Annotated in this window: 21 protein-coding genes; 14 read left to right on the top strand and 7 right to left on the bottom strand. The window is 51.0% G+C overall.

Going from position 1 to position 17,446, the window contains the following annotated elements; translation table 11 throughout:
- Positions 1 to 84: 84 nt before the first annotated feature.
- Genes flgA through KF749_00330 form a run of 14 tightly spaced genes read left to right on the top strand, consistent with a single transcriptional unit; the run spans position 85 to position 11,044 of the window.
- Complete coding sequence (gene flgA, locus KF749_00395; protein ID MBX2989603.1) at positions 85 to 708, top strand: flagellar basal body P-ring formation protein FlgA; 624 nt, start codon at positions 85 to 87, stop codon at positions 706 to 708.
- 10 nt (positions 709 to 718) lie between these two features.
- Positions 719 to 1,303, top strand: a complete 585-nt coding sequence (locus KF749_00390) for a flagellar basal body L-ring protein FlgH (protein ID MBX2989602.1) — start codon at positions 719 to 721, stop codon at positions 1,301 to 1,303.
- A gap of 12 nt (positions 1,304 to 1,315) precedes the next feature.
- Complete coding sequence (locus KF749_00385; GenBank protein ID MBX2989601.1) at positions 1,316 to 2,422, top strand: flagellar basal body P-ring protein FlgI; 1,107 nt, start codon at positions 1,316 to 1,318, stop codon at positions 2,420 to 2,422.
- Between the two features lie 9 nt (positions 2,423 to 2,431).
- The gene (locus tag KF749_00380) at positions 2,432 to 3,286 is read left to right on the top strand and encodes a transglycosylase SLT domain-containing protein (GenBank protein ID MBX2989600.1); all 855 of its coding nucleotides are present in this window, start codon (positions 2,432 to 2,434) and stop codon (positions 3,284 to 3,286) included.
- Positions 3,279 to 3,737: a flagellar export chaperone FlgN gene (gene flgN / locus KF749_00375; GenBank protein ID MBX2989599.1), complete on the top strand. Its 459-nt coding sequence runs from the start codon at positions 3,279 to 3,281 to the stop codon at positions 3,735 to 3,737. The genes KF749_00380 and flgN overlap by 8 nt, the downstream gene beginning before the upstream one ends.
- Positions 3,738 to 3,750: 13 nt before the next feature.
- Entirely contained in the window at positions 3,751 to 5,118 is a 1,368-nt protein-coding gene (gene flgK, locus KF749_00370; GenBank protein MBX2989598.1) for a flagellar hook-associated protein FlgK, read from the top strand.
- Between the two features lie 2 nt (positions 5,119 to 5,120).
- Positions 5,121 to 6,008 (top strand): flagellar hook-associated protein FlgL, encoded by an 888-nt coding sequence (gene flgL / locus KF749_00365; GenBank protein ID MBX2989597.1) that lies wholly within the window; start codon positions 5,121 to 5,123, stop codon positions 6,006 to 6,008.
- Between the two features lies 1 nt (position 6,009).
- A complete protein-coding gene (locus KF749_00360; protein ID MBX2989596.1) occupies positions 6,010 to 6,792 on the top strand; it encodes a MotA/TolQ/ExbB proton channel family protein in 783 nt (260 codons plus the stop codon).
- The gene (locus KF749_00355) at positions 6,789 to 7,514 is read left to right on the top strand and encodes an OmpA family protein (GenBank protein ID MBX2989595.1); all 726 of its coding nucleotides are present in this window, start codon (positions 6,789 to 6,791) and stop codon (positions 7,512 to 7,514) included. The genes KF749_00360 and KF749_00355 overlap by 4 nt, the downstream gene beginning before the upstream one ends.
- Positions 7,511 to 7,927: a flagellar assembly protein FliW gene (gene fliW / locus KF749_00350; GenBank protein ID MBX2989594.1), complete on the top strand. Its 417-nt coding sequence runs from the start codon at positions 7,511 to 7,513 to the stop codon at positions 7,925 to 7,927. Before KF749_00355 ends, fliW begins: the two co-directional genes overlap by 4 nt.
- 3 nt (positions 7,928 to 7,930) lie before the next feature.
- Positions 7,931 to 8,182, top strand: a complete 252-nt coding sequence (csrA, locus tag KF749_00345; protein ID MBX2989593.1) for a carbon storage regulator CsrA — start codon at positions 7,931 to 7,933, stop codon at positions 8,180 to 8,182.
- A 19-nt stretch (positions 8,183 to 8,201) separates the two neighbouring features.
- The gene (gene motA, locus KF749_00340; GenBank protein MBX2989592.1) at positions 8,202 to 9,068 is read left to right on the top strand and encodes a flagellar motor stator protein MotA; all 867 of its coding nucleotides are present in this window, start codon (positions 8,202 to 8,204) and stop codon (positions 9,066 to 9,068) included.
- 16 nt (positions 9,069 to 9,084) lie between these two features.
- The gene (locus KF749_00335; GenBank protein MBX2989591.1) at positions 9,085 to 9,849 is read left to right on the top strand and encodes an OmpA family protein; all 765 of its coding nucleotides are present in this window, start codon (positions 9,085 to 9,087) and stop codon (positions 9,847 to 9,849) included.
- Position 9,850: 1 nt separating this feature from the next.
- The gene (locus KF749_00330; GenBank protein MBX2989590.1) at positions 9,851 to 11,044 is read left to right on the top strand and encodes a response regulator; all 1,194 of its coding nucleotides are present in this window, start codon (positions 9,851 to 9,853) and stop codon (positions 11,042 to 11,044) included.
- 15 nt (positions 11,045 to 11,059) lie between these two features.
- Here KF749_00330 and KF749_00325 read toward each other — a convergent pair whose 3' ends face one another.
- The 7 genes from KF749_00325 to KF749_00295 all read right to left on the bottom strand — a co-directional run bounded on the left by KF749_00325 (position 11,060) and on the right by KF749_00295 (position 17,443).
- Positions 11,060 to 11,695 carry a DNA-3-methyladenine glycosylase gene (locus KF749_00325; protein ID MBX2989589.1) on the bottom strand — a complete coding sequence of 212 codons (636 nt, stop codon included), beginning with the start codon at positions 11,693 to 11,695 and terminating at the stop codon, positions 11,060 to 11,062.
- A gap of 85 nt (positions 11,696 to 11,780) precedes the next feature.
- The gene (locus KF749_00320; GenBank protein ID MBX2989588.1) at positions 11,781 to 12,629 is read right to left on the bottom strand and encodes a DUF3078 domain-containing protein; all 849 of its coding nucleotides are present in this window, start codon (positions 12,627 to 12,629) and stop codon (positions 11,781 to 11,783) included.
- Positions 12,630 to 12,729: 100 nt separating this feature from the next.
- Positions 12,730 to 13,047, bottom strand: coding sequence for a LysM peptidoglycan-binding domain-containing protein (locus KF749_00315; GenBank protein MBX2989587.1), 318 nt, complete (start codon positions 13,045 to 13,047; stop codon positions 12,730 to 12,732).
- Between the two features lie 95 nt (positions 13,048 to 13,142).
- The gene (gene mscL, locus KF749_00310) at positions 13,143 to 13,556 is read right to left on the bottom strand and encodes a large-conductance mechanosensitive channel protein MscL (GenBank protein MBX2989586.1); all 414 of its coding nucleotides are present in this window, start codon (positions 13,554 to 13,556) and stop codon (positions 13,143 to 13,145) included.
- A 108-nt stretch (positions 13,557 to 13,664) separates the two neighbouring features.
- A complete protein-coding gene (locus KF749_00305; protein ID MBX2989585.1) occupies positions 13,665 to 15,167 on the bottom strand; it encodes an OmpA family protein in 1,503 nt (500 codons plus the stop codon).
- Between the two features lie 80 nt (positions 15,168 to 15,247).
- On the bottom strand, positions 15,248 to 15,535 hold the full coding sequence (locus KF749_00300; GenBank protein ID MBX2989584.1) for an STAS domain-containing protein: 288 nt from the start codon (positions 15,533 to 15,535) through the stop codon (positions 15,248 to 15,250).
- Positions 15,536 to 15,697: 162 nt separating this feature from the next.
- The gene (locus tag KF749_00295; GenBank protein ID MBX2989583.1) at positions 15,698 to 17,443 is read right to left on the bottom strand and encodes a sigma 54-interacting transcriptional regulator; all 1,746 of its coding nucleotides are present in this window, start codon (positions 17,441 to 17,443) and stop codon (positions 15,698 to 15,700) included.
- Positions 17,444 to 17,446 lie beyond the last annotated feature (3 nt).

Here is a 17,446-nt window from a genome sequence, read left to right as displayed (position 1 = left end):
GTGATTGTCCTTGGTGTCATACTGACATTGTTGTTTCCCGCAGATGTGCAAGACCGTTCGCCAGCTGAGCAGGAAATCAGGAAGGTGATTGAGCAATTCATAGGCTCGAAACTTGCCGCTCAGTCAAGTGCTGAGGTGGAATTTGCTGTCGAGTTCCGGAAGGTTCCTGTGAATGGTTCTGTCACCTTAAAGGGAGCAACGTTTCGGGTTGCCGACAAGGGGTCAATGTTGCTGCGGAAGAATGTGCTGCTTCCGATTGAAGTGGTGCAGAATGGACGTGTTGAGCATACGTTTCTTGTTTCGGTGAAGATCCGGCGTTTCGGCAAAGTTATGATTGCATCGGACAAGATAGAAAAGGGGCAGTCCGGCGATTCCATCGCTGCAAGAAGAGAAGAAGTTGAGACTACAATGTTATCGGAAGATGTTATTACCGACCCGAAAAAGCTCGTAGGGAAGCGGGCAAAGCGCATCATCAATGCCGGTTCAGTTCTGACGGAAAGCATGTTCGAGGGAATCCCGACAATAACACAAGGCAGCCCCGTCACACTCTCGGTGAAATCCAATAGTATTGTGATTGGTGTGCAGGCAATTGCCCGTGAGGATGGTGCAAAGGGTGATATCATCAAAGTCCAGAAGACCGGATCAGGAAACAGATTCACTGCACGGGTTGTCGATGAAAAGAATGTTGAATTGGTCAGTCACAAGTGAAAGTCGAACAATGAAGTCGAACATTTGGAAATATCTCGTACTATTTGGGTTTGTCGGCGCAAGTAGCGTCTTTGCCCAGGATATGCGTAACAACCTGAATCGCTCGTTGTTTGCCGACCAAAAGGCGACACAAGTCGGTGATGCCGTGACAGTGTTGATTCTCGAAAGCACGAGCGCCGTCAACGACGCAAAAACGGAAACATCACGCGGCAGCGACATCTCCCTCTCTGCAAATGCCACTCTGCCATCAGGCAGCGGCAAAAGCGTCAGTGGAGGAGTCGGAACAGGGAATCAGTTCAAGGGCGAAGGCTCGACTTCGAATCGCGGCTCAGTCCGGGCTAAAATCAGCGCGCAAGTTGATTCAGTTCTTGCAAACGGAAATGTCATCATCAACGGAAGCCGCTCGATAACCATCAATGGCGAAGAGCAGATCCTGAAGATCTCGGGCATTGTTCGTCCATCGGATATCATGCCTGACAACTCGGTCTACTCATTCAACATTGCTGATGCCAAGATTATGTTGCAAGGAGAAGGAAGTCTCACGAAAGTGCAGGAACCGGGTTGGCTGACAAAGATCTTTCATTGGCTGTTTTAAGGAATCTGAATCATGAAATTGAACCGTTTTCATATTGTTGTTGCAGCCGTTCTGTTTGCCGCTGGCAGCGCCAACTCTGCAACCAGAATCAAAGACATCGCATACCTTCAAGGTGTACGCGGCAAGCAGATTATCGGCTACGGACTGGTTGTCGGATTGAACGGCACAGGTGATACGCAACGATCGACATTTACCCTGCAATCGGTTACGAGCATGCTCAAACGATTCGGAATCACCGTTCCGCAAGCTGATTTGAGACTTCGGAACGTCGCGGCAGTGATGGTCACATCGACGATTCCGGGATTTGCGCGCGAGGGCGGAGTGATAGATGTAACCGTCTCATCAATGGGCGATGCAACAAATCTCGCCGGAGGAATTCTATTGATGACCCCTCTTTCAGGAATTGACGGGGCAGTCTATGCAATGGCTCAGGGACCGATCTCGGTTGGGGGGAGCGGCGTTCGCCAAAATGGTAACGAAGTCCGCCGCAATCATACTTCCGCCGGACGCATTCCCGGCGGCGGAATTCTCGAACGATCTGTCGGTACAGATTTCAGCACCGATTCAACGATTGCCCTTGTTCTGACACAGGCAGATTTCACGACTGCAAACAGGATAGCGGAGGAAGTCAATTCAAAATTCGGCAGCAGAATTGCCACAGCAAACGACGGCTCGACAATTTCCCTTACAATCCCGAATGAGTTCAAGAACGATGGCCGGCTTGTCGAGTTCATTTCCCAAGTCGAGCTTATCGAAATAACTCCCGACGTTGCAGCGAAGGTTGTTATCAACGAAAAAACCGGTACAATTGTCGTCGGCGGAGCGGTCAGTTTACTTCCGGTGGCAATCTCTCATGGGAGCTTGAATATCGACATTCAGTCAACACCGGTCGTCTCTCAGCCGAACCCCTTTTCGCAAGGTCAGACTGTCGTGACAAACCTGACAACGGTGTCGGCGCAGGTTGATTCATCCGTTGTGGTGGCACTCGACGGGGCTGCAACAGTTCAGGATGTTGCGAAGGCTTTGAACATGCTGAAAGTCGGCGCTCGCGATATTATTGCCATCTTTCAGGCATTGAAAGAGGCGGGGGCGTTGAAAGCCGCATTGGTGATTATATAGGCGCAACTGATGACTATTGATCAGTCCATATCATCGCCGGCTGCTTCGCAGAAAAGCGAAAAGCTCGATCCGGTCCAAAAAGCCAAGCTTCAGAAGGCTGTTCGGGAGTTTGAGTCTGTTTTCGTTGGGTATATGCTCAAGAGCATGAGGAATACCGTCGAAAAGTCCGATAACTCTACGGATAGCTTCGGCGGCGACATGCTGGAGAGTTTGTTTGATGTGGAATTGGCAAAGCACATCTCCAAAAACAGCAATCTCGGCATAGCCGACATGCTCTACAGAAAGATGACGGGGGAGAAGTTGCTTCCGCATGTCTCGCCGGTGACTCAGAACAACCCCGGGCCGTCGGGGAAGTTGGAACGAAACGTCGATTTCCTGAAAAACAGTGTGCCGGTAAAGAAGGCGCCGGGGGTTGATTCCGCCTCAATCGTGAGCAACAAGACATCCCTTGTTGACCGGTTGAGGAACTACGAGTCGTATGTTGCAGAAGCTTCCGAGAAGTTCGGAGTGAAGGATAGTCTCATCAAGGCGGTTATTGCGGCGGAGTCTTCGGCACGGCCCGATGCGCAGTCGCCGAAGAATGCAAAAGGATTGATGCAATTGATTGATTCAACGGCAGCCGAAATGGGCGTAAAGAATGTGTGGGATCCGCGAGAGAATATTTTGGGCGGGGCGAAATATCTCAAGCAGTTGCTCGAACGACACGACGGGAATGAAACTCTCGCTCTTGCGTCCTATAACGCCGGACCGGGAGCAGTAAAAAAGCACGGCGGTGTTCCCCCGTTTAGTGAGACGAAGCACTACGTAGCCCGTGTCATTCGATTGATGAATGTATTCCAACAGCAGGAGACAAGCAATGAGTAACCTTAATCATCTCATGGAAGTGATGGCGACCGAAGCGGAACTGACCGAACAGTTGATTGAAGTGATGAGGATGCAACAACAAGCCCTGGTAAACCTTGACCACGCGGTAGTCGAGACTTCGGTGGACAAGCAACAGGAACTTCTGCTGCCTATTGAAGCGCTTGAACAGGAACGGCTCCGGCTTACGCGGGAGGTGTGGAGCGAGGTTGCTCAGCCACCCGATGAACCGGAAACGTCGATTCATCTTACATCATTGCTTTGTCGACTTCAGCAGAACGATGCTGACAAACTCTCAATGATTGGAAGCCGTCTGCATTCAGCGGTAGAAGTGATGATGAAAGTGAATCAGGCAAACCAGTTCTTGATTGAGCATTCCCGAAGGTTTGTGCGGGAAACACTGCGCATAGTCACGGACGGGCATTCCCGTCAATTAGTCGATCATCGAATCTAAAAAGAGGAAAACCATGCCGGGCTTATTTGGACTGTTGGAGATCGGGCGTAGGGCGCTGGCGTCGCAGCAACTCTCAATGAACGTCACGAGTCACAATATAGCGAATGCAACAACGCCGGGCTACACGCGCCAGCGTGCAGATTTGACCGCAACAATGCCGCTCAAAAATGCCCAAGGATTGTTCATTGGAACAGGTGTAAGCGTTGAAGGAATTGAACGTTTGCGCAACAGGTTTCTTGATAACCAATATCGTCAATCAAGCGGAACGTTGGGGTCAGCTTCGTTGCGGCAGGGCGTACTTAGTCAAATTGAGTCGGTACTGAATGAGCCGTCCGATCACGGGCTCCAATCGGCTATGACGAAGTTCTTCAACAGTTTCCAGGAACTGTCTGCACATCCCGAGGATGCCGGTCCGCGTAACGCGGTGTTGTCGCAGGCAACGCACCTGGTTTCCACCTTCAACCGCATCAGCAACGGCCTCATAGCTCAGCGCAACAATCTCATTGACGATGCCGGAAACAAGGTCATTCAGATCAACAGTCTGACAAGGCAAATTGCGGATTTGAACGCGCAAATCGTGTCAGCGAAGGGCGCAGGCAACCTTCCGAATGACCTGATGGATCAACGCGATCAGGCGCTTGACCAGCTTTCGCAACTTGCCAATATCTCGGCATCGGTGGATAGTCAGGGTGTCATGCTGGTCTCAATCGGGGGAACGCTTGTTGCCGGAAATGCTACATCGGTTCCCCTGCAAATGTCTGCAACGGCAGACTCGTTGACCATTACCACATCCGGCGGTTACGCTCTGCAAGTTGGCGGCGGCCAACTCGGCGGCCTGATGGAAATGTACAACACAACGATTCCCGGGTACCAGTCTCAGCTTGATACTCTCGCAAACACAATCATCACACGTGTCAACGCGGTTCATTCTGCGGGATACGGACTCGGAGATCCGCCACAAACCGGGATCAATTTCTTTACGGGAACCGATGCCCGAAGTATTGCCGTGAACACGACGATCTCCTCCGATATTAACAACATAGCTGCTTCAGGTGATGGCGCACCGGGCAACAATGAGAATGCCTTGGCGTTGTTTGGAATTATCAACGAACAACTGCTCGACGGCGGAACATCAACTGTCTCCCAGTTTTACAACAGATTTGTCAGCTCCGTGGGATCGGCGGTCACCTCGGCAACAGCGGCAAGTAACGGGGCTGAACTCATTCTTTCCCAATTGTATGCACAGCGCGAATCCATTTCGGGTGTTTCGTTGGATGAAGAGATGACAAACATGATCAAATTTCAACGGTCATTCGAAGCAGCCGCCCGGCTTGTGAGTACTACGGACGAACTTATGAAAACAATCCTCAATATGGTGTAGCTATGAGAATCAGTGATAACATGCTGACGAAGAATTTCCTGACGAGCGTCAACAATTCCCGATCCCGAATGAGCAAACTTCAGGATCAGCTTTCGTCGGGAAAGCGGGTCTTGAACCCGTCGGACGATCCGGAGGCGGCCTACAGAATTCTCAGAACAAAAACCGCCATCAACAAAAACGAACAGTTCCAGAAGAACGTAAGTGACGGAACTGTGATGCTGCAGGCAACTGCACAAGCCATTGATAATTTCAGCAACCTCTTGCTTGAAGCAAAAGACATTGTAACCAAGGCACGGAGTGGAATCGGCACGACAAGCCTGCAGACCTTTGCCGAGCAAATCGACGCCATCATTAAGAGTGCCGTTCAGATCGGTAACACGCAGTTCAACGGTAAGCACCTTTTCGGCGGTACGCAAACCACGGCCCCGCCGTTCATTTTGGCAGCCGATGGATCAAGCGTCACTCTCAACCCTAACGGCATCAGCGGAACGATCGAGCTTCAGGTCGGTGACGGATTGAAGCAAGCAGTGAATATCGACGGAATGCAGGCATTTCTCGGAGAGGAGATTTTTCAGGCGCTGATCGACATCCGTGACACGATGCGTGGCGGGACTGTACCCACTGCGGCACACTACGACCAAGTGACGGCGCATGTGTCGCACGTGTCGAGTGTCGGCGGAAAGGTCGGGCTCATGATGAATGCTCTTGAAATGCACGAAAACTTTCTTGCCGGAAGGGAAATCCAACTGACAAGCTTGCTCTCAAATGACGAGGATACGGATTTTGCAGAATCAACGCTGTTGTTGAGAAAGGAAGAGATAATGCTGGAGGCGGCACTGAATGTTGGCGCACGACTGATTCCCAAATCACTGATGGATTTCTTGCGATAGAATGAATTCTCGTTGGGATGCTGGAACAATACTCGGCTTGACGCTGGGATTCTCTGTGGTGTTTGGTTCGTTTGTGTTGGAAGGCGGTACCATCGGCGGACTTATTCTGCTTCCCGCCATGGCGATTGTATTTGGCGGAACCATTGCAGCAGCGATGATCGGCACATCGATGAGCAGCATAAAGAGCATCGGCAAACTGATGTTTCTTGCGGCGCGTCCGCCGAAACAGGATGTTCGATCAACGATCGATTCCATTGTGTTTTACTCGTCTGTTGCACGGCGGGAAGGACTGTTCGCTCTTGAGAAATTCATCGATACAGCTCCGCATCAGTTCTTGCAAAAGATTTTGAGGTTAACTGTGGACGGTATTGATCCACATAGTTTGCGCGGCCTCGCGGAAACGGAAATCCACTATGTGGGCGACCGCCATGCAAGGAGTGCTGCGATATTTCACAAAATGGGCGGGTATTCGCCAACAATGGGCATTATCGGAACAGTAATGGGCTTGATTGCCACGCTTGCCGCGGCCGGTGAAGACCCGGATACACTCATCCGGCACATAGCAACGGCTTTTATCGCCACCTTGTGGGGCGTGCTCATGGCAAACATCGTGTGGCTCCCGATTTATGACAAACTGAAGAAAATTCACGATGAAGAGAGTATGCATCTCGATCTTATACTTGAAGGTGTTCAAGGAATTCAGGCGGGAGAAATTCCGAGCGTGATCAAGGCAAAGCTCGAAAGCATGTTGCCGCATTCAGAAAGGAACTCTGCGCTCGCATGAAATCGAAGCGAATACGGCAATCGAAGCCCGAAAATCAGTCAAACGCGGACAGGTGGCTTCTCACCTACGCGGATTTGATTACGTTGTTGCTGGGATTGTTTGTCATTTTATATGCAATGTCCCAGGTTGATAATACGAAATACTCAAAGGTGGTGGTAGCCCTTGGTGGGATGTTCGGAAAGGCCGTACCTTTAGGTGAATCCGAATCCGTGTTGCCCGGGGGAGCGTTGATGCCGGATCGCATGAGTATTGAACGCAAGTTGCACGGGGCGCTCTATCAGGACCTTCAATCTCAATTGGTTTCCGTTTCACAGGATTCACGGGGCGTAGTTGTGCATTTGGCGGAAGAATTGCTATTTGCATCCGGCAGCGCGACACTCAAGAACACGTCCACGGGGAGCCTCGACTTGCTGGCTAGCGTTCTGAAGACACTGCCCAACGAGATTAGAGTTGAAGGACACACTGACAACGTTCCCATCAGCACAACCATGTTCCCTTCAAACTGGCATTTGTCGGTCGGTCGGGCAATGAACACAGGCGATTATTTGATGAAACGGCATGGCATTGACCCGCAAAAGGTGACGATAGTCGGATTTTCAGAGTACAAGCCTCTGGTGCCCAACACAACGCAGGAGAACAAGGCAAGAAACCGGCGGGTCGATATCGTTATTGTTTCATCTGAAACTTTGCACAACACTAAACATTCTGGAGAACAACAATGAAGTGTTTCAATCAACAGTTCGGTGAAATCGAATACGCACAGGAACATGTGTATGACTTTCCGGAGGGAATCATCGGATTTGAACACTTGCACAAGTTCATCATTATCAACTATCCCGAAACAGAGCCATTCCGTTGGCTGCTATCTGTGGAGGACAAGGAGCTCTGTGTTCCGATTCTTGATCCGAAATTTATCGAACCTCTGTACCGGGCATCCGAGCGATTCGAAGAGGGCGTTACGGTGGCGGTCATTGTGTCGCTGAAGGAACCCATTGAACAATCCACCGTGAATCTGAGAAGCCCGTTATTGATCGATGCTGAAAAACATCTCGGGAAGCAGGCAATTCTTGAGAACGAGCGGTTTGCCATTCAGCACAAATTAATCAACGAGCTGCAACTCGTTACGGGAGAGTGACCCATGCTAGTCCTATCACGAAAGCTCGATGAAGCAGTTCAAATCGGCGGCGGCATCCGAGTGAAGATACTTCATATCAGCGATGGACAAGTGAAGATCGGGATTGAAGCCCCGCCGGACGTGAAGATCTATCGTGCCGAGATTGTTTCGGAAATTGAAAGGCAAAACGTCCTTGCTGCCCGCGGAGAAAAGAGCGCGGCAGCAAAAGCCGCAGGCATGTTGACCAAATCGGCGGCCAAGCCAAAACAAGACTGATGAGAGAAGGGTCGTATCCATGTTTGTGATAATTGGAATTGCCGTTGTTTTGCTGAGTGTCCTCGGCGGGTTTGTGTTGCACGGCGGCCCGCTTGGAGTACTTTTCCAGCCGGAAGAATTTCTCATTATCGGCGGAGCAGCGATGGGCGCATTGTTGGTGCAGACGCCGCCTTCACTGCTCAAACGTGTGGCCAGCAACATGGGCGGGCTCTTCAAAGGCGACCCGTACACCAAGGATGAATACCTGAACCTGCTGAAGACGATGTTCGAACTCTTCAACGCCGCAACACGCGACGGCCTGATAGCTATTGAGCAGCACGTTGAAAAACCCGAGGCAAGTTCCATCTTCGCAAAAAATAAGTTCCTCATGCACCACAAGCATGCGCTGTACTATCTTGCTGATACGATGAAACTGCTGATGGGGGGGGGCGTACCGCCGCACGATCTTGAATCGATGCTTGAAGCCGACATCGAGACACATCACACCGAAGAAACACAAGCAAGCGGAATGCTGCAAAAAGTCGCCGATGCACTTCCCGGTCTTGGCATCGTTGCGGCCGTCTTGGGAATCGTGATCACGATGCAGGCAATTGACGGCCCGCCTGCGGAAATTGGCTATAAGGTTGCCGCGGCGCTTGTGGGGACGTTTCTTGGAATTTTTCTCTGCTACGGCTTCGTCGGCCCGATGTCGACGCACATGGATCTGTTAAGCCAGTCGCAATCACGATATTTTGAATGTATGAAGGCCGGAATCGTTGCCTATGCAAAAGGCAATGCCCCGTTGGTGGTTGTTGAATTTGCCCGACGCGTCATCCCGAACGAAGTCCGGCCGGCATTCCAGGAATTGGAGCAAGCGGTGAAAGCTCTGAAGCACGTACAATCCTAAGCAATTGGCGAGAGCAATGAATCGCAGTCATAGCGATCTTCCCATTATCATCAAGAAGAAGAAACATGGCGCACACGGTCATCACGGCGGCGCGTGGAAAGTAGCGTATGCTGATTTCGTGACTGCAATGATGGCATTGTTTATTGTGTTATGGATCGTCGGGCAGAGCAAACAGGTGAAGGAATATGTGGCCCACTATTTCAGAGATCCGGGCGCCTTTTTTGAGAACTCAACGGGAGGCGGTGCGTTCACGGGAACAACAGTGCCAATGCCTCAGCAACATACGGAAGATAATCTGCGCCGGGAAACCAAACGCATGCAGGAGATGGCCTCAACTCTGACGAAGAAATTGGGGCAGGATTCATCGTTGCATCAGCTTCTGAGCCAGATCTCATTTGAAATGACGGAAGAAGGAATGAGAATCAATCTGAACGAATCTGCTCAAGGTGCATATTTCGACCTCGGTACATCACGGCTGAAGCCGGAGGCTATCGGGATACTGACGACGATTGCATCGGAGATCGGAAAACTCGCGAACGATGTAGTCATCGAAGGACATACGGACGCGCTTCCGTATTCGGGCACACAGGGGTACACGAATTTCGAGCTGAGCACGGATCGTGCCAACGCGGCGCGACGACTTCTCATGGCCAACGGGTTGCGGGCTGAACAACTTTCCGATGTGCGCGGCTATGCCGATACCAGGCTGCGTGATCGCAACAGACCGTTTGATGCTTCCAATCGAAGAATCAGCATAGTGATAAAGTTCGGGGAACAGTAGTATGAACAAGCCGCCAAAAATCCTGATCGTTGACGACGACGAGGTGCAGTTGCAGGTTATCGGGCATGCAATCCAATCAATCGGCGAGTATGTGGTTTTGACCTCAACAAGCCCTATTACCGCAATGCAGATCGCCGAGAAACATTCTCCCGACGTGATCTTGAGCGATTTTTTCATGCCCGAGCAGGATGGATTCACGTTCTGCCGGAAGGTCAAAGAGCATCCCCGGTTGCGTACCGTCATGTTTATTCTTCTCACATCGGCGTCGACAATTGACCAACGAGTACGTGGTCTCGATCTCGGTGCCGATGACTACATTGCCAAGCCGTTTAATACAGAAGAGTTGCTTTCACGCATCAGGGCCGCTCTCCGTTTGAGGGCGCTGACCGATGAACTCGAAACAGACAAAGCGCAGCTCTCCGCGCTTTACAAAGAAGCAGAAGAAAGTTTCATGGGAGTGATATCACTGCTGACACACCTGATTGGTCAACGTGTGCCGAGCGCATCCATACGCGGTGATCGGGCGGCGGCCATGGCCCGCTGGATTGGCGAGCGACTCGGAGTGAATGAAGAAGAGTTGAAGATGCTTGAAATTGCTGCAAAACTCCATGAGATCGGCAAGGTCAATCTATCCGATGATTTGTTGAAGAAACCGGTATCCGAGTTAACCGACGTCGAGCGCGGAGCAATTGCGCATTTCCCGATGATGGGGCAGATGATTCTCAGCGGCATACCGCGTCTGCGATCTGTTGGCGCTTTTCTTCGCCATCAGATGGAGAACGTTGACGGAACAGGATATCCCGACAAGTTGCAGAAAGATCAGATTCCGGTTGAAGCGCGCATTCTGCGTGCAATCAATGTCGTTGAGTTGGAATGTGCATTGCATCCCGGGAACGTTGAGCGTGCAGTCTCTGCTATTCAGCGGTGCAAGGGTACTGTGCTTGATCCGCATATTGTACAGTTGATCACCGAGTATTTGCAGATTGTGGAAAACCCCGCGTGGCGCGAAGGAAAGAGGCAGGTGTCGATCTATGACTTGAAGGAAGGGATGGTGATAGCACACGATTTGACGACGGGAAGCGGCACCAAACTCCTCTCGGACAAGTCAAAGATATCCCTTTCCATTCTTGAGAGGATATTTGCTCACCACCAGCATGATCCGATTCTCAACACCATTTATGTGTACGATGCATAGATAATGGGAGGGGGCTTACATTGGCCTCCCTTTTGAAACGTACGGATTGTCCTTCATGTGGAACCGCCATTTGTGCTGTGTTCCTTGAGTGATACCGATGCGAGTTGTGCGAACTACTGCAACGGGCCTTTTTTGTGACCGCTCTTCCGCAAGCCACACACTGCCGGCACATAAGTCAACTCCATTTTCTTCCTGTCCGATCCCGAATGCTTCACACAGTTTTGCCGGTCCGTTGCATACATCTCGTTTTGCAGTTTCCGATTCCGGCCTGATGTGGCGGCGGCGGGCCATCGTTCCAAAGCCCTGTACCGGCTCTACCGCCCGAAGCAACACTGCATGGCCGATGCCGGCTTCTTCGGTTACGACGTTGCAGCAAAAATGCATTCCGTACGTGAAATACACATACAGATGCCCCCCCTTCCCGAACATCACTTCGTTGCGGCGGGTCATACCATTGTATGCATGACTTGCAGGATCCTTCTCTCCCAGGTAAGCTTCCGTTTCAACAATTCTTCCGATAAGAATTTCATCGTTTAACTTTTTGACAAGGAACTTGCCGATAAGCTGACGGGCGACCTGCAGTGTCGGTTGCAGATAGAACCGGCGGCGGATTCTTCTCAATTGCGGTTTCACAAGGCGGCTCTGTTGCATAGCATTGATGGGAAGACGTCATGCTACAATCAGAAGGTGAAGAGGAAACGGATGTGAAGCGGGTTCCCTCTTCATCCAAACGAGTCTAGAAAACATTGTACGTGAAGCCGAGCGCAATAACTTCCTTGATTTGTGTTCTCGGAAATGGTTCGACGTTGAGCAATTGTAGCGAGAAAACGGCGGTGATGAACTTGTTGACCGTCATTGTCAGTCGGGTGTCGCTGCGGATATCGACGCGGTCGATCTTCTTGAGAGGAGCAAAGAGTTCAAGCTTGGAAGTAAGAAGGATGTTCTCGGCAAGCTTCCATTCAACGTCTGTTACCGACTCAATGCCGCCCTCGACTTTGGATGTTTCGATCTGCTGCGTTTCAGGATTGTCTGCATAGCCGTGCTTTGTGGAAAAGGTTTCGCGCAATGCCATACCGAGACGCGTTTTCACTTCAGTAATGGGCTGCCAGCCTGCACCGACACTTTGGGTCAGATATGCAGGGTCAAAGAAACTGGAGACCTCTGACCTTTCTCCCGCGACCGGCGTGTCGTATTTGTATCCCGGTGCGAATTGCGATTTGAATGTTACCCCGGCATACGGATTTACATATTGATTCAGTTTATAGGTGAGAATGGATTCCAGATCAATTTTGTCGTCAGTTTTTCGCAGTCCTTTGTCGGAAATGCGTGCCTGGCCAAACGCAAATTTGTACGCGTTCGCCCAGTTGGTTTTCTCCTCGTCACCTACCGACTTTCCCTCGATTGAGAATGTCCAGGAAAGGGCATTGTCGCCGCCGGCCGACCAATCAGTGAAACCGATTTGGGCGAGCGTGATGCCCGCTACCATCCCATGCGTCCAGCCGTACTTGGGAGCCTGAACGGTGTCGGTTTGAGCAAACAGTGTGTTCGTAACAATGATCAGAGAGAATAAGGCAAATACTTTCATCGATAGTTCCTTCTGGAAAATGTATCCGGTTATGTCGTGCTAAAAGCCCGGAGCATTCCACGCTCCGGGCCTTTAGGAACAAAATTCTCAATATCTGCTGCTATGGATTCGGTATTTTGAGTTGTTGACCCACCTTGATCAGATCAGGATTCGTCAGAACATCTTTGTTGATGTTGAAGATATCCATGTATTTGTTCGGGCTCCCGAGATGCTGCTTTGCAATCTTCGACAACGTGTCGCCTGACTGCACAGTGTAAACGCCGTACAAGTCCGTTTTCTCCACGCGTATATCTGCGGACATTTCAGCATCCCATCCCGGGATGGTCTTGATCTTATCCCAGATCAAATTCTTATCTAACTGAAACGGGGCGGTACCTTTGATTCTCAATTTTCCGGCATCTTCAGCCACTGAGTCCATTTGGACACCAAGCTTGGATGCAAGATCGAGAACAGATTGGTATTTTGATTGTAACACGGGGCCTTCTTTCGATTGATGTAAGGGGATTGTATGGTCTACTTGGCACGAAGCGCATCCCGAATTTCAGTAAGGAGAACTTCTTCCTTGGTCGGTCCGGGCGGCGGAGCTGCTGCTTCTTTCTTCTTAAGAGAGTTCACACCTTTCACGACAAGGAACATAACAAATGCAACAACGATGAAGTCCAGCGTGAAGGTCAGGAAACTGCCGATACTCAGCGCAACTTCCGGTTTCACGACTGCACCCGAAGCATCCAGCTCGGCAGCGCGGATGGCGATCTTCCATTTGCTGAAATCAACACCGGCTGTGATCAGCCCGATAATCGGGGCCACGATACCTTCCGTAAACGAAGACACAACTTTGCCGAACGCTCCGCCCATGACAAAAGCGACCGCGATATCAACAAGGTTGCCTCGCATTGCAAAGGACTTGAATTCCGACAACATTGACATGAGCGAATTCCTTGTAAGATTTGAGAAGTTATGAGTTGAACTGACGTATATCGTCCACTAAAACCGCTGTGCCTCCATCGTGGGATGGAGGCACAGTCAGGAGAGTTTTTACTTCACCCGGAAGAACTCAATACGGCGGTTCTTCTGCCGGCCGTCGGCTGTCTTGTTGTCACCGATCGGATTTGTGTCGCCGTATCCCTTTGAAGCGACGCGGTCTGCCGGAATACCCTTCTTCACAAGCCATGCCTTCACTGCATCTGCGCGACGTTGTGAAAGCCTCATGTTGCTGTTCGGGTTTCCAACATTATCGGTGTACCCGCGGATCTCAACCTGAACGTCCTTGTTCTGATCGAGTGTGTTGAATGCCTGCTCAAGAATCTCCTCGGAGGCGGGTTCAATATCCCATTTCCCTGTCTTGAAGACGATTCCTTCAAGAACGATTGCCTTGCCCACCTCAACTTTGATTTCCTTTTTCTTCGGGACATCGTCCGTCGGATCGAGAGGATTGGTCTTGTTGGCAATTTCCTGTCCGTCGTTGACCGAGCCGCCGTCAGTGTCGGCTTTCAGCGGGTCAGTTTTGTACTTCAGCACTTCGTCACCGTCGCTCAGGCCATCGCCATCAGTGTCGGCTTTCAGCGGGTCAGTCTTGTGCTTCAACACTTCATCACCATCGCTCAGGCCATCGCCGTCGGTGTCGGCCTTCAGCGGATCGGTTTTGTATTTGTACGCTTCATCGCCATCACTTAAACCGTCGCCGTCGGTGTCGGCTTTCAGCGGATCGGTTTTGTACTTCAGTACCTCATCGCCATCGCTCAAGCCGTCGCCGTCGGTATCGGCGAGCAACGGATTGGTCCTGTACTTGTGTACTTCATCTCCGTCGCTTAGGCCATCGCCGTCGGTATCAGGGTTCTTCTTGTCTGTGCCGAGTTGTTTTTCCTCACGATTGGTAAGTCCGTCGCCGTCAGGATCCGCACTGCCGCTTTCACCGGCGACTGTCAGCCCGATGAGGAAGTTCCAGTATGCATCTTTTCCCGTTGCGTTGGCTTGCGATGCCGAGGTAATTGTATTGAGGTTGTCATTGAATGAATAGTTGAATCCGCCGCTCATTTCAAATGCGGTGTTGTCGTCCAGCCGGATTTGTATCCCTATTCCGGCAGGCGCATATCCGAGCCACCCCTTTGCCTTCACAGAGGGATCAGCGTTCCCGGGAATCTCTTCCATATCATAGTGGATGATGCCCGCACCTGCGTAGATGAAAGGGTTCCAGTTTGTAAACGAAAATGGACTGAGGAGGAGACGGAAATCTATCGGTACTACTTGGGCAACTGCATTGGAACCATCCTGGTTGCCTTCGAATTTCCCGACACGGTTTGAACCGGCCATCCGGCCAAGTCCTACACCGAGTTCTGCCTGTACGGCATCAGCCAATCCGTACCGCAGGAAAGCGCGCGCAAGAAAGCGGCTTTCTTTGTCCACGATATCATCGGTTTGTCCGAAGATGCCGCCGAATCCAATCCCCCCGCCCAAGCCGACGTCCTTGAACTGCGCGTTGGTTGGGACTGCAAGCGCAAACAGAAGCGCCATGATGCACAAAGCGGTGAAATGCTTCATCGTTCGTTCCTTTATTTGTGAGTGTATATGATGGTTGTGGATGTTATGCGTGTTGAGAACAACAAAGAATGAATGGTGATTCAGTCTAACACGTTTCTTCTGAGACCAGTTGTTTGAAGCATGTTGCGAACAAGAGTATTACAATTCAACAGATACACTCTTTCGGTGATATGCTGTCGAAGAACACTCACAGCTCTGGGATCAAGAAAGCCTACGGAAGAAAAATCAAGAACCAGTTCGGTGGGTGACGACTTGCTTAGCTCTGTCATCAGATCCGACCACGGCTCGATATCAGCTTCTCTGACCATGCCCTCGATCTTGATGATCCTCGTCGTGGGACTGGAGTAGATGTTCTTGGCTCTAAACATAGGTTCTGCTTCTTTCTTCCCACATCCATGCCAAGTCCTCACTGCCGTGAGTTCAGGCACAATTTAGCAAAAATGAGCTCAAATGCAAAACCGCCGGGGTAAGGGTCTAAACCGCACCCGAACTAATCCGTGCAATACCACGGTGCCGTGATATTACGTGGCTCAGATGAACATGGCCCCTTTTCGATGGATTCCAAGTTTTTTCATTCTGCTCCGCAACGTGGAGGCATTCATTTTCAGGCGAATAGCTGCACCGTTCTTCCCTTCGATTACGCCATCGGCTTCGCGGAGAACCTGCAAGATGTGTTCACGCTCGACATCTTTAAGCGCAGAAGTCTTTCGGCTGATAGGTTTCGATCCGATTTCAGTCAAGTCGATGTCTCGCAACTGTCCACCCTCACACAAAATGATTGCCCGTTCGAGCGTGGCTGCCAGTTCCCTGACATTGCCGGGCCAATCGTATTGGATCATCCTATCGAGCGTATCCGGATGAAGGCCCTCTACCCGTTTGTGCATACGGAGCGAGAACTTCCGTATGAAATAGTCTGCGAGAAATGGAATGTCATCCCTGCGCTCACGCAGCGGGGGAATACGTACCGGAAAAACCTTGAGTCGGAAATAGAGGTCGCTGCGAAAGGCGCCCAGTTGTACCTGCTCTTCGAGGTTGCGGTTTGATGCAGCGACAACACGAACGTTTGTCCGTATCGGTTCGGTTCCTCCTACCCGCTCAAACTCTCTTTCCTGCAGAACCCTGAGAAGCTTGACTTGTGTCTCAAGAGGAAGCTCGCCGATTTCGTCGAGGAAGAGTGTTCCCTCGTTTGCAAATTCGAACCGACCAATTTTTCGGGCAAAGGCGCCTGTGAATGCTCCCTTTTCATGCCCAAACAATTCGCTTTCGACCAATCCGGCGGGCAAGGCGGCACAGTTCACTTTGACGAGGAGGGTCTTTTTTCTGCTGCTCAAATTATGAATCGCTCGCGCAAAAAGTTCCTTACCAGTTCCTGTTTCACCTTCAAGCAAAACGGTCGAATCCGTGGCGGCAACCTTCTCAATCTGCCTGAACAACTTCTTCATAACCGGCGCAGTACCGATGATTTCTTCGAAGTTGTGTTCAGCCTGAATCTCTTCGTTCAAATAGAGATTCGTGGATCGGAGCTTGCGGATTTCCGCCTCGGCGTTTTTTCGTTCACGCAGGTCTCTGCCGAGGAAAACCAATTCTTCAGCGGTGCCTTCATGTTGCATAGCGGAACATGAGAATGCAACCGGGATTCGAGAGCCCTGTTTTGTCGTGCAGGAGAGTTCCGTGTTCGTAAGGTTGCCGGTGGAGGGTAAGAGTTCTTGTGAACCGGTGATTGTCTGGATCGAACGCCCGATCAATTCCCCCTTGTGGTACCCGAAAAGTTCGGCGGCAACTCTGTTGACGGTTTGTATAGTGCCATCTGACGTTGTAACGAACAATGCATCCGCCAGCGAATCAATAATCCGCTCGAAATACGTTTTTGCCGCGGTAATGTTTTGAAGCAGGAGCTTTGCTTCGTTGGATTGCTGAACGAGTTGCTGCTCGATGCGTAGTCGTTCGCTTACATCCTCCAGAAGAACAATACCGTGCAACATGTCTCCCGCCCGTGCCGTTTCAATTGAAAGATCAATTCCCGACGGGGTGTCATCAATACGGTTTCTCGAAATGTTGCGGACGAGTATCGGATCCGAGGCTCCGCGCAGCATTCTGAGCATGTCGTTCTCAAAGCCTGCGAGTTCCGGGAACGCCAGACGGATATCTTCACCGATTGTAACAGCGCCGGCGTCGTCGGCGTACCGCGCCGCCCCGGTGGAGAAGGAGGCGATTCGAAACGATTCGTCGAAGACAACATACTCCGCAGATTTTCGGTGGAACAGAGGATGGGTCAAGAA

Source organism: Bacteroidota bacterium (assembly GCA_019637975.1).
Taxonomy (GTDB): Bacteria; Bacteroidota; Ignavibacteria; order UBA10030; family UBA6906; genus CAADGV01.
The sequence above is the reverse complement of the archived record's forward strand: the minus strand, read 5'-3'. Positions and strand labels throughout refer to the sequence as shown.

Bases quoted from the DNA above. Each gene is read 5' to 3' on its own strand.
- KF749_00390 (MBX2989602.1), top strand. From the start codon at position 719: ATGAAGTCGAACATTTGGAAATATCTCGTACTATTTGGGTTTGTCGGC.
- KF749_00385 (MBX2989601.1), top strand. From the start codon at position 1,316: ATGAAATTGAACCGTTTTCATATTGTTGTTGCAGCCGTTCTGTTTGCC.
- KF749_00380 (MBX2989600.1), top strand. From the start codon at position 2,432: ATGACTATTGATCAGTCCATATCATCGCCGGCTGCTTCGCAGAAAAGC.
- flgN (MBX2989599.1), top strand. From the start codon at position 3,279: ATGAGTAACCTTAATCATCTCATGGAAGTGATGGCGACCGAAGCGGAA.
- flgK (MBX2989598.1), top strand. From the start codon at position 3,751: ATGCCGGGCTTATTTGGACTGTTGGAGATCGGGCGTAGGGCGCTGGCG.
- flgL (MBX2989597.1), top strand. From the start codon at position 5,121: ATGAGAATCAGTGATAACATGCTGACGAAGAATTTCCTGACGAGCGTC.
- KF749_00360 (MBX2989596.1), top strand. From the start codon at position 6,010: ATGAATTCTCGTTGGGATGCTGGAACAATACTCGGCTTGACGCTGGGA.
- KF749_00355 (MBX2989595.1), top strand. From the start codon at position 6,789: ATGAAATCGAAGCGAATACGGCAATCGAAGCCCGAAAATCAGTCAAAC.
- fliW (MBX2989594.1), top strand. From the start codon at position 7,511: ATGAAGTGTTTCAATCAACAGTTCGGTGAAATCGAATACGCACAGGAA.
- csrA (MBX2989593.1), top strand. From the start codon at position 7,931: ATGCTAGTCCTATCACGAAAGCTCGATGAAGCAGTTCAAATCGGCGGC.
- motA (MBX2989592.1), top strand. From the start codon at position 8,202: ATGTTTGTGATAATTGGAATTGCCGTTGTTTTGCTGAGTGTCCTCGGC.
- KF749_00335 (MBX2989591.1), top strand. From the start codon at position 9,085: ATGAATCGCAGTCATAGCGATCTTCCCATTATCATCAAGAAGAAGAAA.
- KF749_00330 (MBX2989590.1), top strand. From the start codon at position 9,851: ATGAACAAGCCGCCAAAAATCCTGATCGTTGACGACGACGAGGTGCAG.
- KF749_00325 (MBX2989589.1), bottom strand. From the start codon at position 11,695: ATGCAACAGAGCCGCCTTGTGAAACCGCAATTGAGAAGAATCCGCCGC.
- KF749_00320 (MBX2989588.1), bottom strand. From the start codon at position 12,629: ATGAAAGTATTTGCCTTATTCTCTCTGATCATTGTTACGAACACACTG.
- KF749_00315 (MBX2989587.1), bottom strand. From the start codon at position 13,047: ATGGACTCAGTGGCTGAAGATGCCGGAAAATTGAGAATCAAAGGTACC.
- mscL (MBX2989586.1), bottom strand. From the start codon at position 13,556: ATGTCAATGTTGTCGGAATTCAAGTCCTTTGCAATGCGAGGCAACCTT.
- KF749_00305 (MBX2989585.1), bottom strand. From the start codon at position 15,167: ATGAAGCATTTCACCGCTTTGTGCATCATGGCGCTTCTGTTTGCGCTT.
- KF749_00300 (MBX2989584.1), bottom strand. From the start codon at position 15,535: ATGTTTAGAGCCAAGAACATCTACTCCAGTCCCACGACGAGGATCATC.